1 pseudogene is annotated in these 256 nt (G+C 63.7%); it reads left to right on the top strand.

What is annotated here, in order from left to right:
* Positions 1 to 256: pseudogene (locus ACWGTI_RS32970) on the top strand (ISKra4-like element ISMet1 family transposase); the annotation flags it as partial.

The following is a 256-nucleotide window of genomic DNA, read 5'->3' on the forward strand; positions in this document are numbered from 1 at the left end:
GGTTGAAGGGGTCACAGCAAAGCAGCGAGTTCTCGGTCGCCCGGCTGCACAGCCTCGGCTTGCAACTCCTGACCTACGTCCGGTCGAACCGCGGCGCCATCGTCAACTATGCAAAGCGCTACCGGGCCGGTCTTCGGGTCGCTAGCACTTTGGCCGAGTCGGCGGTGAATTCCCTCGTCGGCAAGCGGATGGTCAAAAAGCAGCAGATGCGGTGGTCGCTCCACGGCGCGCATATGCTCATGCAGGTCCGGACGGC

It is taken from the genome of Mesorhizobium sp. ArgA1 (assembly GCF_053714375.1).